We start from the raw sequence: 15,357 nt of genomic DNA on the forward strand, positions 1-15,357 counted from the left end.
GAACGACAAATCTCCGTGAATCGCCGCCACACTTCCCTGAGACAGAGGCTAATTCACTCGACGGAATTGACAAAAACCGAAAGCCGCCAAGATCACTCCTGGCGGCTTTCTTCGTTATTGTTTCCGCAGGACATCTCCTGAAGAACCTATTTCAGATTCTCCCGAAACGCTTTGCGAAACTTCTCCATCTTCGGTCGGATCACCATCTGGCAATACGGTTCATGACCATGCTGGGCGAAGTAGTCGCGGTGATAATCTTCCGCCGGATAAAAAGTTGCCAGCGGCTCCACGGTTGTCACCACCGGATTGGGCCACGCCTTCGCTTCATTCAGACGTTGAATCAACTCTTCCGCAGCATCTTTCTGCTGTTCCGTGTGAGGAAAGATCACCGAACGGTACTGCGTTCCGACGTCGTTCCCCTGACGGTTGAGGGTCGTCGGATCATGCGTGTGAAAGAAGACCTCCAGCAGCTTCACATACGTGATCTTGGCGGGATCGTAGCTGATCTGAATCACCTCAGCGTGGCCGGTCGTGCCGGTACAGACCAGACGATACGTGGGGTTCTTCACAGTTCCACCCATGTATCCCGGCACGACTTTCTCCACCCCCGCGAGAGCTGAGAAGACCGCTTCTGTGCACCAGAAACAGCCACCGCCAAAGGTCGCCAGCTGAAGTTGAGCCGGAGTGGATCCCACCGTGTCCATGAGAGTCTCTCAGAGTTGAAGTCGTCGGGCTGACTGCCCAGATTGCATTCACGACGAATTGGATTGCGCCCAGTGCTCAATCCTCTTCGACAAACGCTGCAGCTATCATATTCGAAAGATGCGTCAACGGGGAGACCCCTTCTCCCATCGAACGTGTCGACAGCAGAACCACTCCGATCTCCCGCTGGCGGTCGACCCAGAAGAGTGTCCCGGTGGCTCCCCAATGGCCTGCGACCTCGCCGGAAAGAATATCGCAGAAGCTGCTGCGGTGATCCTTCCAGTTGAGCCGCCATGCCAGGCCCCAACCACGCGATCGCCGTTCTGAATCGGGAATGGCGGGATAGTCATCAAGTCGGTTCTCCAGCGACTCCCGTCGGCTCGCTGCGGACAGCAGATTGTCTTCCACGTCGCCTGCCAGCATCATTCGCAGGAAACGACTCGTATCGCTGGCAGTGGTGAGCACTCCTCCCCAGGGAGCCCCAAGTTCTCTCCAGTAGGCACTGTTCCAGTTCCACCCGGAGGCGATCCGCTGGGACGATGGAAGTTCGACTTCTGCAATGATCGCAAGTTCCGATTCTCCCGCAGGCAGACCAAGCCAGGCGTTCTGCATGTTGAGGGGTCGAAAGAGTTCCTGATGGACAAAGTCGCGACAGGAGAGTCCGGTGACTTTCTCGATGATGCTTCCCAGCAGCACAAACCCCATACTCTGATACTGAGCACTCCTCCCGGGCGGGAAGAGCAGCTCTGTCGCGCAAGTCTCTTCCAGAAAAACGCTCAAGGGGGCGTTCGCTTCCCGGAGTTCGGCGTTGTTCGGAAGCATGTCCGGCAGGCCGGAAGTGTGCGTCAGCAGGTGCTTGATCGTCAGCGGGCGTTTGGCCGGATCCTTGATCTCCGGAAAGTACTGACCGACCGGTTCGCTCAGCGAGATCTTTCCACGCTCGACCAGTAACATTACCGCTGCTGACACCATCGGCTTGGTCAGCGATGCGATGAGAAACAGAGTGTCGTCCGTGATGACCTCCGGGCGATCCAGGAGTCTCGACCCGAAGTGATGCGCACCGGTCGTCAATCCCCGTTTCTGCACCTGCAGACTGAGTGCGGGAAGGGCCTTGTTCCGGCACAGTTCATCCGCAGCCTCAAGAACTTTTCGCCATCGCTCCGGATGCAATCCCATCTCCGCAGGCAATGCGGTCTGCAATTCGTAGGAACTCACAAAACTTCCTCAAAAAAACGGGCCTGTCGTGACTTGTGAAATGCCCTGCCGACACGATGATGGGGGACTGATTCGGTTGTTGACAGACAGAGGGAACGGGCAGGAGAAGGTCATGCTGCAAACAGCACTTCATGATTGGCATGCATCACACGGCGGCCGAATGGTCGAATTCGCCGGCTGGCACATGCCCATTCAATATACCTCGATTGTCGAAGAACATCACGCTGTGCGGGAGCACGCGGGGTTGTTCGACATTTCGCACATGGGTCGAATCTGGTTCACCGGACCGGACGTTGTCCCCCTGCTGGACCGGGTGCTGACCAACCATGTCGCGAAGCTGAAAGTCGGACAGGTCCGATATTCGCTCGTTTGTCGCGAGGACGGGGGAATTCTCGACGATGTCCTGATTTATCGATTTCCTGAAAAATATCTGCTCGTCGTCAACGGAGCCAATCGCGAAAAGATCGTCGACTGGATCAACCGTCATCTCGAAGGCTACGACGTGAAGATGGACGACACGACGACCAGCACCTGCATGATTGCCCTGCAGGGACCGCAGGCTGAGTCGCTGCTCCAGAAGTATGTCGATGCCGACCTGAAGACCATCAAATACTACGGAGCCCTGGAAGTGACGGCTTTCGGTGTTCCGGCAGTGGTCAGCCGCACGGGCTACACCGGCGAAGACGGTTTCGAGATCGTCGTCTCGAATGAATTTGGACCCGCTGTCTGGCAGGAACTCATCGATGCCGGCCAGGCTGTAGGACTGGTTCCGGCCGGACTCGGCTGCCGGGACACACTGCGTCTGGAAGCAGCCATGCCGCTTTACGGACATGAAATGGATGAAAACGTCGATCCCGTCACAGCGGGCCTCACATTCGGGGTCAAACTCGACAAGCCTGATTTCATCGGCAAGGCCGCCATTGCCGAAATCGCTGCCAAGGGCAATCAACCGCAGCGGGTCGGACTTCGACTCGAAGGGAAGCGGATCGCCCGGCAAGGTTCGGAGCTGTATCTGGGGGACGAAAAACTCGGGACCGTCACATCCGGAACGTTCTCTCCGACGCTGCAGGCGGCCCTGGCCATGGGATATGTCTCCCCATCCGCAGCGACACCCGGTACGAAAATCGAAGTCGACATCCGTGGAAAGCGCGAACCGGCGGAAGTCGTCCCGCTTCCATTCTATAAAAGAAAATGAAGACGTGGACAAATCCACCTGACCTCTGCCCCATCACCCCTTTCCTCTGCTCTCGCCATGGCACTTCTCGGAGTCAACATTGATCACGTGGCCACGATTCGTCAGGCCCGTCGAACGATCGAACCGGATCCCGTCTGGGCAGCCGCTTTGGCGGAACTCGGGGGCGCGGACGCCATCACAGTCCACCTGCGTGAGGACCGGCGTCACATTCAGGATCGGGACCTGCGTGTTCTCAAAGAGACCGTTCAGGTCAAACTGAATCTGGAGATGGCTGCTGAGGAGGAGATGACCGCCATCGCCTTGGAAATTCGACCTGACCAATGCACCCTGGTCCCCGAGAAGCGGGAAGAGGTCACGACGGAGGGAGGGCTGGATGTCATCCGAAATTACGACCGGGTCCAGCGTTGCGTCGATCGGCTGCTGCAGGGGGGAATTGAAGTCAGCATGTTCATCGACCCAGACTCCGAGCAGATCGATCAGTCCCGGAAACTGGGCGCTCAGGCGGTTGAGCTCCACACCGGAAAGTACGCGGACGCACTCACCGAGGACGCCCGGAAAACGGAACTGCGAACTTTGATCTCTGCCGGAAACGTGGCACTGCAGCAGGGGTTGCATCTGCACATGGGACACGGGCTGACGTACCGGAATGTGGGGCCGATCGCCCGGATTCAGGGGGTTGGGGAATTGAACATCGGCCACAGCATCGTTGCCCGGGCCGTCATGGTCGGCTTCGAGAGGGCCGTCCGCGAGATGAAGGAGCTGCTGGTCCGAAATAGCCTGTAATGCCGCAGAAATCAAATTTCGGGGTCGGGAATGAAATCTTGTTTCCGCTTCCTCAAAAGTTGAGCGGTCAAGTTGACGATAGAATCCGGTCCGCATAAACTCGCGGACCCAAGCAAGTTTGAGGGGCGGTAGCTCAATCGGTTAGAGTGCCGGACTGTCGATCCGGAGGTTGCGGGTTCAAGTCCCGTCCGCCTCGCTTGCAAACGAAAAGCCTGAAGTCGTTTTGACTTCAGGCTTTTTTGTTTTCAGGACCCGAATCTGGAAAGAGTTAACGCCGCCACGGAATCAGGGCTCGGACGCGTGAGTCGCGGCAGAACAGTCCCACCCAGATCAGAATCCCCATAATGACCGGCGGGCTGAAATCGTCGCCGACACGTACATGCGTGGCGATTGCCCCTCCCAGATAGCCGGTCAGCAGGATGGCCCCCAGCACAGCTGTCTGCGGGATCAAATACAGCAATGTGCAGACCGCTTCCACCACAGCGAAACCCGGCATCAGGCTGAGTGACCACCCCAGATGTTCCATCCCTTTGAGCATCTCCTCCGGATGGGGCTTTTTGACCTTCATGAAGGCGCTCATGGCCAATGCCAATACCGGCAGAATGGTGATGATCCAGCCGATCCAGAACAGTGGACCGCGCTTGGGTTTCAAAACGGATTCTGAAGTCATGATCTGCCTGAGGGTAAGTGACTGGGGAGCTGTATTACTCGCTTACTGGTGCCGGGACGGGTGTTGGCGAATCGGACGGTCCGCCAGACTCCGGTTCGATTGGCTTTTTCGCCTCTTCCTGAGCCACCTCATCGAGGTTTCGCAGCCCGTTTTCGAACTTGCTGCCGATCATATCGTCCATATCCATGAACATGCAGATCGCCTTGCCGAGGAAATTGCTCTTCCCTTCCATGCTCCAGGTGACTTTCGTCCCTTCGCTGGAGGGGGTGAGTTCGTATTTGATTTCGCTGGTCCCCGCCATCGGTCGGGTGAAATCCAGCTTCACGCGAATGAACTCATCCGGCCGGGCTTCTTCGATGGTCATGGAACCGGCTCCTGCCTGCTCACTGCCGTCCCACTCATAGTGCGCCCCCGGACCCGATTCCGGGCCTGAGAAGGTCCGTTTCATCGTGGGGTCGAGCTTTTCAAACGGCGACCAGCGGCCCCCCTGATGCAGGTCATTCAAAATGTTGAAAACCACCGCCGGCGGAGCATGAATCTCGGCAGACCGGGCAATTCGGAAGGACGAAGGCTGCAGGGAGACGATTAGCAGAAACAACGCCAGCAGACCGACGACAGCGATCACGATCTTCTTGACCATGCCAGATTCCTGATGTTTGTGCTTCCAATGGGTTCTCCGCAGAGAATTCGGCTCTGAAAAGATCAGTCCTGCCCCGTCTGCTTCACGATCATCCAGGAAATCCCGAAGCGATCCAGCACAACTCCGAAGCTGGAGGCAAAAAAGGTCGGAGCCAGCGGGACCTGAATTTCGCCGTTCGTCCCCAGGGCATCAAAGAGCCGCCTTGCCTCAGCATCGGACTCGACGTTCAGCGAAAGCGAAATGCCCTGAAAAACGGGATTCCCTTGGCACCCGCAGTCTGACGCCATCAAGACCGAGTTTCCCACGCGGAAAGAAGCGTGCATCACCTTGTTTTCGTTCCCGGTTGGAACGAGCGAGGGATCACAGGCTTCCGGGCTGTCCTTGAACCTCATGAGCATGAGGATTTCAGCACCCAGGGCTCTGTGGTAGTACTCGAGTGCCTCTTCGCATCGGCCGTCAAAATTCAGATAAGGCTGCACGAGCATCGGGGACATTCCAGGAGGGGATGAATGATCAAATTCGAGTTTGATTGAAACCGATCCGCGTCAGCCTGGCAATGATTTTGGAGAATTTCCCCGCTTTAAATGGATTTTGTATTCAAAGTGAAATGATTTTGATGCAACTGCCGTTCGAGCGAATCAGGAATTTGACTCACGAGCAGGCCCGGGGTTTCAGACCGGGACCGGAGACAGAGGAGGGCATTTCAATCAGCGGAGGGAATCAGGGACGCAGTTGAAGTGTTGCGGGGGATCCTCACTTTAGGACTCACCCTGATATTCTTAATAGCGTTTTCCCTGATCAGAAAACACTCGCTACAAACATAAAACACCCTACTAATGTCAAAAGCGGGCTGGAATTGTGGAAATCTTGGCAAAGAATGAGGGGACGGTGCGACTAAGCAAACAGCCGTGAGATGCAGTGCGGGCAGGTTTCTTCACACCAGAGTCGTCTGGCGTAAAAAGCCAGGCGATGCAAGAAACGCATCAAGCGGTCAGAGCATGCCGAGTCCCGGGGCCTGGTGCGGAACTCGGCGTGCTTTTTTATGCAGAATGGCCGAACGCTGGCCCGGCCACTCTTCTCTCTGCCGGAACCGAGCATTCAAAAAAGCAGAATGCGGTTCAGCACGAATGCTTTCAGCTCGCCCTCCGCCGGTCTTCCACTTCAGGCGGTTTCGATTGGCCCCTCGGGCTGGCGTGAACTCCACCACAGCTGTTTTGGCAGCAGGCCAATCCCTGCGATGACCAGCTGGGAAATGACGAACAGCAGCAGCATCCGGAGCCGGCCTTCGGTGAAACCGTAGCTATGCAGTCCGACCCCCAGCTCATTGACGCCGAACCAGGACCAGCTGGTCACAATATTTCCCAGGATCGCCAGAATGGCGAGACCGCGATCTCGGACCATCCCTCCCCAGCGGGCATGCAGGACCAGGGCATTCCAGAGAACGATAATTAATGCTCCGTTCTCTTTCGGGTCCCAGCCCCAGAAGCGACCCCAGGAATCGTCTGCCCAGAGTCCTCCGAGCACCGTTCCCCAGAAGCTGAAGAAGATCGCAAAACAGATCACGCCGTAGGTCATGCGGGTCAGTTCGCGCCCCATCTTCGGACTCAACCCCGGGGTCAGAACCCCGAGCAGGACGTACAGCACACCGAAGAGACCCGCCAGGAATGTCGTCGCGTATCCGAACGCAATACAGACGACGTGGGTCGCCAGCCAGAACTGGGTATCAAGCACCGCTTCGAGAACCACAAACGTATCACCATCCGCTGCGAGGCCGTGGGCGATCCGCAATGCCAGAAATCCTGCAACCGCAGCCACGGCAGTTCCCAGCCCGAGGCGAGTCATCGATTCAATGATGAGTCCCCCCAGCACCACGCCCCATCCGACGAAGACGGCCGACGAATAGAGATTCGTCACCGGCGGACGTCCGGAAATGTAGATACGGGCCACGAGTGCCAGCGTATGGACGATGAAGATCAGCACCGTCAGCCAGAACGCGGAACGTTCGAAGATCTGCGGCAGCATCAGCCAGCCGAGCAACGCCAGCGCGAAGGCGAACACGTAAAGCCACGAACAGAGATTCAGTGCTCCCACGCGGTTGTACCACGCTTCAAAATCAACCTTCTTCACCGGCAAGTCATCTGCGGAAGCATGCTTCTTCAGCAATGCCTGATAAGTGGCCAGGTCTTGATTGAACTTCGCCACATCACCCGCTTTGTAGTCCTTGAGCAGTTCGATGAAATCATGAATCGCCGGGGGAGTGGGAGCAGGAAACTCTTCATAAAACTGATTGTAAATGTGGGCAATCGTGACCGGCTCCCACTTAGACTGCAAAGCGTCAATATTGCTGACCCGGTCCCGGTCTGCTCCCAGATGAGTCGGGACAACCAGCGGCAGCGGTCCAAGACCGTATTCCTTGGCAAAGCCCGCCAGAGTCTCGCGACCGGCTTTGATGTACTCGAAATAGTCCTGCGCCCGTGCGACCATCCGCTGCTCGCTTCCAGCCTCTTCCTTGGACTGATCAGGCGGAATCTGAGGGGCCTGCCCCATGCTTCGTTCCAGGAAGCTGTAGAAGATGACCCGGTTTGCCAGTTCCACCATCTTCCGCTGAAAGAGGGTGCGTCCTTTCGCAGGCACCTTGCCCGCTTTGGACGCTTCTTCGATGATCTTCTGAATCTTCTCGTTCAGTTCGTTGATCGAATACGCGAAGCCCTTGCGAATTTCCAGGCCGACCGCATTGCGAACTTCTTCACTCTCGATACGGATGACCCGCAGATCGCGAGCATTTTCTTCGTCAGCCATCAGAGCGATCAGCCAGCGAATCGCAGGCTGAGATTTCTTGTCAGTTTCATCGAGCTTGAAGGAAGGATAGTCCGAAATCTGCATCAGCGAATTCCGGGCAAAGGTATCCAGCGGCTGCGGACGTCCCTTGTACCACATCGGCAGTTCGCCGAATTCGCTCAGGTGAAACTCGTCCGGCTTGGGTGAACGGGGCATCGCGACGAGGGCAAATGCCGTTGCAACTCCGCCGACAATGACTGCTGTCACGATCCAGCTGGCAATGCCCATCCAGTTTCGAGCATGTGGCACGTGATCAATCGTGGACTCGCTACTGGCGTCGGTCAGCAGTCCCGCGCCGCTCGTCTCGCGCAGCCGGCGATGCAGATATCGCAGGAGCGTCTGGCCGAAGTGGTAGATCATGCCGACCACCACCATCATGCAGGCGACATACGGGGTCATCCAGCCCGCGTTATCGACCACCTGCAGCGTGGTCATCTCGTCGCCGTTTTCAAGCACCTGAAAACCGGACTGATAGAAGGTCTTGCCGCCATAGCGCATCGGGTTATTCATCCAGATGCGATGATCAAAGGTGGTGTCCTGCTTGGGATCGCTCAATGTAATGAAGGAAGAGTAATCGCGTGGTTTGTCAGTCCCCGTGTAGTCGTTCTTCTGTACGTCCTTCAGAGTGACGTTGTAGTCGTTGTACAGCCGACGGAACCGGAGCGCGAGGTCATAGGTTTTTCCGTCAACCGAAATCTCGTCCCAAGCGTCGCCAAAGTTGGCATCGATCAGGGCAGAGGCCAGGTAGGTCCCCAGATCTTTCCCGGAATGATCGGTCAGTTTGAGATAGGCACTGGGAATATCGAACCGGGCCTGAGTGTCGGTTCCGGTCGATCCCGCCTGGCCGACGACTCGAACATTCAGTCCCATTCCCGCTGTCGCCGGATTCTTCTCCGGGACCCCTTCGGGCAGGGGTTGCTGCGGGCCGAGCGGAACAGAATTGGGGAAGTATTCGACAACTTCGATATCGAAGGGGAGTCGTTTATCCTGAATCTTCGCGCCCGGCTTGGAGATCCGGAACGCATCAATCACCGTGACGTTTTCCTTGTTCCCGGCCAGCGGCTCGATGATCGCCAGTTCCGCATCGCGAAAGTCCCGGGTGAAGTTGACGGTCTCACCTTCCACGATGTGCATCTGACTTTCCACGTGTTCCATCCCCACGAGAACGTCATAGACCATCATCAGGCCAACGCCGGCGTGCAGCAGCACGATCCCGGCGCGTTTCTTGAAGACCGCAATACACCCTGCGAGCAGCACCAGTCCTGCAAACGTCGCTTTCACGACCTGATACAGAATCCGCATGGTCGCTTCATTCGTGGCGTCTGTCTGAAATGCAATTGCCGAGCCGACCCCCAGAGCAACCGCAATCAATCCGAACAGCCAGCGCTGTTCTTTCTTCTGGCTGCCAGCTGTGATTGCCAGAAACAGGGAAAGAGCACACAGAGCGAACACCATCGTCTGCATCATCCACCACAGGGTGTCGTAGCTGATGATGGGCTTGGCCTGAAGACCTTCCGGATTCGAACCGCTCAGAATGACCAGAAATGTAATGACAGCCCCGAGTCCGATGACTCCCCAGCCGACATAGAGGCGGCTGCCACTCGCCTGCACCTTGAACCGCACCAGATGGGCGGCAAACAGGTTCAGCATCATCACCGTCCCGATGACCCAGCCTTTGGGGCACCAGACTCCCAGCCAGTCTGGAAAGTTCGGCGGACCCTGCGGAGCGAACGCGGGAGGGAAGAACAGCTTGGGGCTGCACCAGACAAAAAGCTCAGAGAGATGAATCCAGGGGAACTCCGGCGTGAAGACCTTTCGGAAGTCGACGCGGAAGTAGTCGTGCACCACCTTCCAGATGTCGTGGTCGACCTGCGCAAACGTGCCGGCGAGAACAATGAAGATCCCGGCCAGAAACAGGGCGACCGTCAGTTTGAGCGACGCCAGCGGCTTGAGCACTCGCTGCACGGTCTGCCACGCCTGGGAAGGAGTTTCATCCTGCATGCGAGGTGGAATATCTCTATGTTGTGTATCGAGGACAGTCGCCATTTGAATCTCCCCCTCAATTTTCCGGCGAGCGAGGGCGTTCAGTTCCCCGATTTCGACATCTCCGGAAGATGACGCCTCCGGCTGACCGGGGGCGCTGCATGTCGCAGATTTTTACTTCTCGAACTTCACAGACTTCAGGAATTCCTCGAAATGTGCCGTCTCCGCAGCGACGGCATCTTTGGGTCCCTGCATCTTGAAGAACCACTTGGCATCCCCGTCCGGGAGGATCGCAGCCAGAATCGACTGCTCGGGTCCGACCAGTTCAACATATGTGGCTGCCTGTCCCCCAATCTCCAGTTGCTTTGCGGAAGACTTGAACTCATCTTCACTGAGCGGATCAAGTTTCACCTGCCCGCGCCAGCGATTGACGTTCGAAAGTTCATCGCCTCCCCCCGGGAATCGTGAGACACTGACGTCGGCCACTCCCGATTCATGTTTCGCTTCGAATGAAGCAATACGCATCGCATTGCCGGCGGACGCGACCCACGATTCGGGGGGCGTGAAATCAATCGGCGGCTTCGCGGAAACAGGAGCCTGCTCCTGCGGCTGCTCGCTTCCGGATGCACCGGGGATCGAAAGAATGATCGCCCCAAGCACGCGGCTGGGCCCCTGATCCGGGATTTCACCCAGCAGATTCACCATCACCACAGCGCGGGAGCGCAGCGGAACAATGACAACTTCTCCGTTGTTACGGGCTTCTTCCAGCCAGTTATCACTTTCATACTCAGGCTTGCCGAGCTGACCACGCCAGCGGTTGATATTCGAGAGCAGATACTCGATCGGTGCCGACTGCGGGCCTGGCAAGGAAGAAACTGTCAATTCCAGCGGTGGATCTGTGTCGGGAACTTTGATGGTCTTGTAGCGGGGAGGAGGACCATCGGACTGGGTCCAGCCTGCCGGCAGTTCCATCTGGGGATTGCCGCCCAGATCAAACGAAAGCGACTTCACGATCTGCGAAAAAGGGACGATCTGTTTCAGGACAGAATCCGCCGGCCCGGTCATTTTCAGGAACCAGGCGGGAGCATTGCCGGTCACCACAGCGGGCGACTTTTTCTTTTGCGGTGCCGGGATCTTTTCGACTGTGTATTGACGAATCCCATCATCCTGCTGACAGCCCAGGAGGCCGAACGCCAGAAAGAGGATGGCCAACGAGCATCGCTGACGGGTCAGCTGAAATGTGCTCTGCATAGTCAACTCGATGCTGAAGGCGGGAACCAACCTGCAACCTGAGCTGCATGTCGGCGAAGGAGCAGGCGGGAGGAATGATTCCGTTTTTCCGGAACTTGAACTGAAGTATAGATGCCGACTTCATCAAAGTACACGTATTGATCGTCAATTCCCACTTTCAACTGCCAGCCGACTGACCGATCTCCAAATTTGGGAACAACTTGCAGCAACACCCCCACGGTCACTGATAAAAACACCCTGTCCATGCATCAATTTCCATTAAAATCGAAAGAGGTGGAATTTCCGTTAACGGTCGAAAACTTCCGTTCCTCAAGCAAGTTGTCGATTCGTTCCGTCGATCAAATGATATGAGGGCGTCCTTCTGCTCGCTCGGCAGCGGTTCGCGCTTGGAGGCAGGACAGTCAGGATGGAGTCGGTAATGTCGAGGCCAGCTAAACTCAATCGCCGTGTCTTTCTCACGAATTCAGCTGCAGCCTGTTCCGCACTGGGAACGGGATTGCTGGTGGGAGGAAAGCTCTTCGCAGATCGAACCCAGCTTGCTGCCCGGGTCTCTGAGACGGAAGAGTCACATCCCCTCCGCCCCGCTTTTGATCTCGCCACGAAAAGCATGACTGCGATGGACGCTGTCAATGACTATCAGGCGACGTTCATCAAGACCGAACTCGTCGGCCGCAACACGCTGAATACCCGAATGGAACTGAAGCTCCGCGAAGAGCCGTTCAGCGTCTACCTGAAATTCATTCAGCCACACGCTGGCCGTGAAGTGATTTACGCCAAAGGACAGAACAAAGACAACCTGCAGGTCCATGACGTCGGTTTCGCGTCGCTGGCGGGGACTCTTTCGCTGGACCCGAAGGGAAGCATTGCGATGGAAGAGAACCGGTATCCGGTCTCGAGCATCGGAATGCGGAACATGCTGATCAAGCTGGTGGATACCTGGCTCGCGGAACAGCACCTTCAGGAGATGCATGTCAATGTGTTTCCGAAGTCACAGATTGGGGACCTCGCCTGTCAGGCAGTCGAAGTCTCCCATCCCAAGCATCATCCGCAGGCGAAGTTCCAGATGACCCGCCTGTATCTGGACCGTGAACATCACTGGCCGGTACGGGTCCAGGCGTTCGCCTTCCCCGGGAAGAAAGACAAAGAGCCAGTTCTCGTCGAAGACTACATGTATGCCGACCTGAAAGTGAACGTCGCACTCGGCAACATCGACTTCAGCACAAAGAACCCGAAGTACCGCTTCTAGACCAGTTTGATCTATCATGTGCAGGCGATTCAGGATTTTCACCGCATGAAAATCCATATGATCGCCTGCGGAACGTAATAGATTATTTGCAAAACCGCTCTAACCCCTGTCTCAGGGGAGTGTGGCGGCGCATACTGGCTCAATGAGGTTCAAACGCTGAGTTTATCGCCGCCGGAACGCCAAACTCTGGTGAGTTGCGATCTAAGACCCGCTTGCGTGATCACGTGCATCTTCGTCAGAGCACGAAACGTGAGCGAGTGCATTCTCGACATGATGCGACTCAACGCACCTGCTCACGCGGTGTACTCTAAAAAAATCAGACTGAGCACTTAAAGCGATGCGCCCAACTGTGGGGTCGCATTATCAGCGGAGGCAGACTTGGCTTCTGCCGCTTTCTTGCCGGCTGCCTCCTGGAGTTTCTCCAGCAGTGTCCCCTTCGTGTACTGACCGCGGAGCGCGATGATTTCGCTCTCCTTCCCCGGGGGAACAATGATGGTCAGGGGAACGCTTTCCTGCCCGAACTCGCGGAGCCATTTCTGAATCTCAGGGTTCTCTTTGGTAAAGTCGGCGAGCATCGGGACAAACCCATTCTCTTCGACGAACTTCACGGTCTCATCGCGATCCAGAGCGAACTTTTCATTCAGCTTGCAAATCACACACCAGTTGGCGGTGAAGTCAATCAGCATCGGACGACCTTCATCCCGCAACTTCACAAGTTCCTGTTCAGAAAATTCCCGCCAGGGCATCTTCGATGCCTGCATCTGGGCATCCTGACTCGGATGAAACTCATTCAGCATCCAGAGGCCAAAGAGGAAAATGGGGGTCGCGGTGACGAGGGCGGTCAGGTGTGCCCGCCATTTCTTCCAGAGCGGATCGTGGTTGAACGCCATGTTCTCGTTGACCCAGACCAGCAGCGCCAGTGCGAGCAGCAGCACCAGAACGGGAACTCGCCACGCCATGTTGATCGAGACCAGCACCCAGATCACGGTTCCCATCAGCACGAAGCCGGTGAACTGTTTGAACTTCACCATCCAGTCACCCGGGCGGGGGAGCCAGTTCACGAGAAACGGAAAGAATCCGGTGAGCAGAAACGGGGACGCCATTCCCAGGCCCATCATGCCGAAGATCGAAAACACTACGAGCGATGGCTGCGTCAACGTCCAGGTGAAGACCGGGGCAATGAACGGGCCGATGCAGGGGGTTCCCAGCACCGTGGCAATGATGCCCGTATTGAATGCACCGATATATCCCTCCTGATGATGGCCGGCAGACGGGATGATTCCGGGAACCGGTAGTTCGAACACTCCGAACAGGCTCAGTCCCATGAGGAACACCACGCACGCCATCACGATCATGAACGTTTCGTTCTGAAACACCGAGCTGAGAGAATTCCCCAGCCCCCACGAGAGGACGGCAAAGACCAGAAAGACCGACATCACCCCGGCGGTATACGCCAGATTCAACGCGATGATGCGAGTTCGGCTTTCCCCCGCCTGCTGCACGAGGCTTAGAATCTTGATCGCCAGGACCGGCAGGACGCATGGCAGGATATTCATAATCAGGCCAGCCAGAAACGCCGCCACGAACGCACCAGCGAACGAAAGATCACCGCCGGTCGACTTCACATTGAAGGCAGCTCCTTTGTCTTCCTTGGTCACTGACGTGAATGACTTCACAATGGGCTGGGCATCGGCGATATCTTCAGCCCGTTGCTGGCTCCCCAGCGAGAATTTCACACTGAGTGGACGCAAGCAAGTCTGTCCGGTCTGGCAAATCTGATAACGGATCTCCCCTGTCGCACCGTAGGGAGCATCCTTCAGCACTTTGAACTTCTGCAGCCACGTCACCTGATGTTCGTGGGCGTTGGAATGCACAACTTCATCTAGAACCTTGGTCGTATGGAGTTCCGGTTCCGGGACAGACGAAAATCCACCGACCGCTTCGAGGTTCTCCAGCTGAAACTTGATCGAAGTGGGAACTTCTGTCTGATTTTCATCCGCTTTTTCGAGCCCGTAGGTACTCCAGTTGTCAGCAATCGTCATGGTCACTGCGAGGGTCACGGTCTCGCCGGCCTTGGCATTCTCCGGGCTGAGTTCGAACTGCAGGCGAACTGGATCAGGAGCCTCGCCATCCAGCGTTTTTCGTTTGGGAGTGACTTCATAGCCAGCGGTGATCGGAGCGACCTGTCCGGCAGCCGGGACTTCGCCAGCAGTCAGCTGAATCGGAGAGTTGAGAATCGCCTCTTCGAGCATGCTGGTTCTGGCATCACGCTTGAGTCCCTGCGGAGCGAATGCCGCTTCGATGGCAGCGGACTGAGGAACGCAGCTGTCTTTGTCACAGACCAGAAAATTGATCTTACCAGTGAGCTTCGCAGCGGCGGGGTTGGTGCCATTCGGCAGTTTGAAGCGACGCGAGAAGGTGACCGTCCCGTAGAACTTCTCCATCTCCTGCCCGAACACTTCATCAAAGCCCTTTTTGGGGGGCGGATTCGGAGTGTAGCCCGGATCCACTTCCGCCCACCCGGCTGGAAGCGAGATTGTGATCTTGGTCGGTTTGGGGAGACTCGGGTCCATCGAGTAGGTGTTTACACCTTCCGGCATGACGAGTCGGACCTGCAGCGTCACCACTCCCGGCTGATCGGTCGGAGCGAGTGCGGAAGTCACTTCGGTCTTCGACTTCCCGGCAGCGACGTTGTCACGGGGCGGAAAGAGATCCCCCTTCAAATCCTGGGCGATGGCTGCAGAGGCGAAGGAGAACAGGAGGGCGGTGAGGAGGGACGCGAAAATCGGGCGCATGAGTCTTCCTTATTCAACGTCAGTGACGTCGCGACACAT

11 protein-coding genes and 1 tRNA gene are annotated in these 15,357 nt (G+C 56.7%); 4 read left to right on the forward strand and 8 right to left on the reverse strand.

Annotation, left to right across the window (positions count from 1 at the left end):
* Nucleotides 1-146: 146 nt before the first annotated feature.
* Both msrA and SH661x_RS22965 read right to left on the reverse strand, forming a co-directional pair.
* Entirely contained in the window at nt 147-704 is a 558-nt protein-coding gene (msrA, locus tag SH661x_RS22960; RefSeq protein ID WP_437226450.1) for a peptide-methionine (S)-S-oxide reductase MsrA, read from the reverse strand.
* 76 nt (nt 705-780) lie between these two features.
* Entirely contained in the window at nt 781-1,917 is a 1,137-nt protein-coding gene (locus SH661x_RS22965; RefSeq protein ID WP_437226452.1) for a serine hydrolase domain-containing protein, read from the reverse strand.
* A gap of 112 nt (nt 1,918-2,029) precedes the next feature.
* Here SH661x_RS22965 and gcvT point away from each other — a divergent pair, with 112 nt between their 5' ends.
* From gcvT to SH661x_RS22980, 3 genes are all read left to right on the forward strand, one after another.
* The gene (gcvT, locus tag SH661x_RS22970) at nt 2,030-3,112 is read left to right on the forward strand and encodes a glycine cleavage system aminomethyltransferase GcvT (protein ID WP_437226454.1); all 1,083 of its coding nucleotides are present in this window, start codon (nt 2,030-2,032) and stop codon (nt 3,110-3,112) included.
* 57 nt (nt 3,113-3,169) lie between these two features.
* The gene (locus SH661x_RS22975; RefSeq protein WP_437226456.1) at nt 3,170-3,895 is read left to right on the forward strand and encodes a pyridoxine 5'-phosphate synthase; all 726 of its coding nucleotides are present in this window, start codon (nt 3,170-3,172) and stop codon (nt 3,893-3,895) included.
* Nucleotides 3,896-4,017: 122 nt separating this feature from the next.
* A tRNA-Asp gene (locus tag SH661x_RS22980) sits at nt 4,018-4,091 on the forward strand.
* A gap of 72 nt (nt 4,092-4,163) precedes the next feature.
* Here SH661x_RS22980 and SH661x_RS22985 read toward each other — a convergent pair.
* The 5 genes from SH661x_RS22985 to SH661x_RS23005 form a co-directional block, all read right to left on the reverse strand.
* Entirely contained in the window at nt 4,164-4,565 is a 402-nt protein-coding gene (locus SH661x_RS22985) for a DoxX family protein (RefSeq protein WP_437226458.1), read from the reverse strand.
* Between the two features lie 34 nt (nt 4,566-4,599).
* Nucleotides 4,600-5,205 (reverse strand): SRPBCC family protein, encoded by a 606-nt coding sequence (locus tag SH661x_RS22990; RefSeq protein WP_437226460.1) that lies wholly within the window; start codon nt 5,203-5,205, stop codon nt 4,600-4,602.
* 62 nt (nt 5,206-5,267) lie between these two features.
* Nucleotides 5,268-5,690: a VOC family protein gene (locus tag SH661x_RS22995; protein WP_437226462.1), complete on the reverse strand. Its 423-nt coding sequence runs from the start codon at nt 5,688-5,690 to the stop codon at nt 5,268-5,270.
* Nucleotides 5,691-6,366: 676 nt separating this feature from the next.
* On the reverse strand, nt 6,367-10,089 hold the full coding sequence (gene ccsA, locus SH661x_RS23000; RefSeq protein ID WP_437226464.1) for a cytochrome c biogenesis protein CcsA: 3,723 nt from the start codon (nt 10,087-10,089) through the stop codon (nt 6,367-6,369).
* 111 nt (nt 10,090-10,200) lie between these two features.
* Entirely contained in the window at nt 10,201-11,277 is a 1,077-nt protein-coding gene (locus tag SH661x_RS23005) for a hypothetical protein (RefSeq protein WP_437226466.1), read from the reverse strand.
* 418 nt (nt 11,278-11,695) lie between these two features.
* Here SH661x_RS23005 and SH661x_RS23010 point away from each other — a divergent pair, with 418 nt between their 5' ends.
* Nucleotides 11,696-12,523 carry a DUF1571 domain-containing protein gene (locus SH661x_RS23010; protein ID WP_437226468.1) on the forward strand — a complete coding sequence of 276 codons (828 nt, stop codon included), beginning with the start codon at nt 11,696-11,698 and terminating at the stop codon, nt 12,521-12,523.
* 329 nt (nt 12,524-12,852) lie between these two features.
* Here the strand turns inward: SH661x_RS23010 and SH661x_RS23015 are convergent, their stop codons facing one another.
* On the reverse strand, nt 12,853-15,318 hold the full coding sequence (locus tag SH661x_RS23015; protein ID WP_437226470.1) for a cytochrome c biogenesis protein CcdA: 2,466 nt from the start codon (nt 15,316-15,318) through the stop codon (nt 12,853-12,855).
* Between the last annotated feature and the right edge of the window lie 39 nt (nt 15,319-15,357).

It is taken from the genome of Planctomicrobium stercoris (assembly GCF_051465655.1).
Taxonomy (GTDB): domain Bacteria; phylum Planctomycetota; class Planctomycetia; order Planctomycetales; family Planctomycetaceae; genus Planctomicrobium.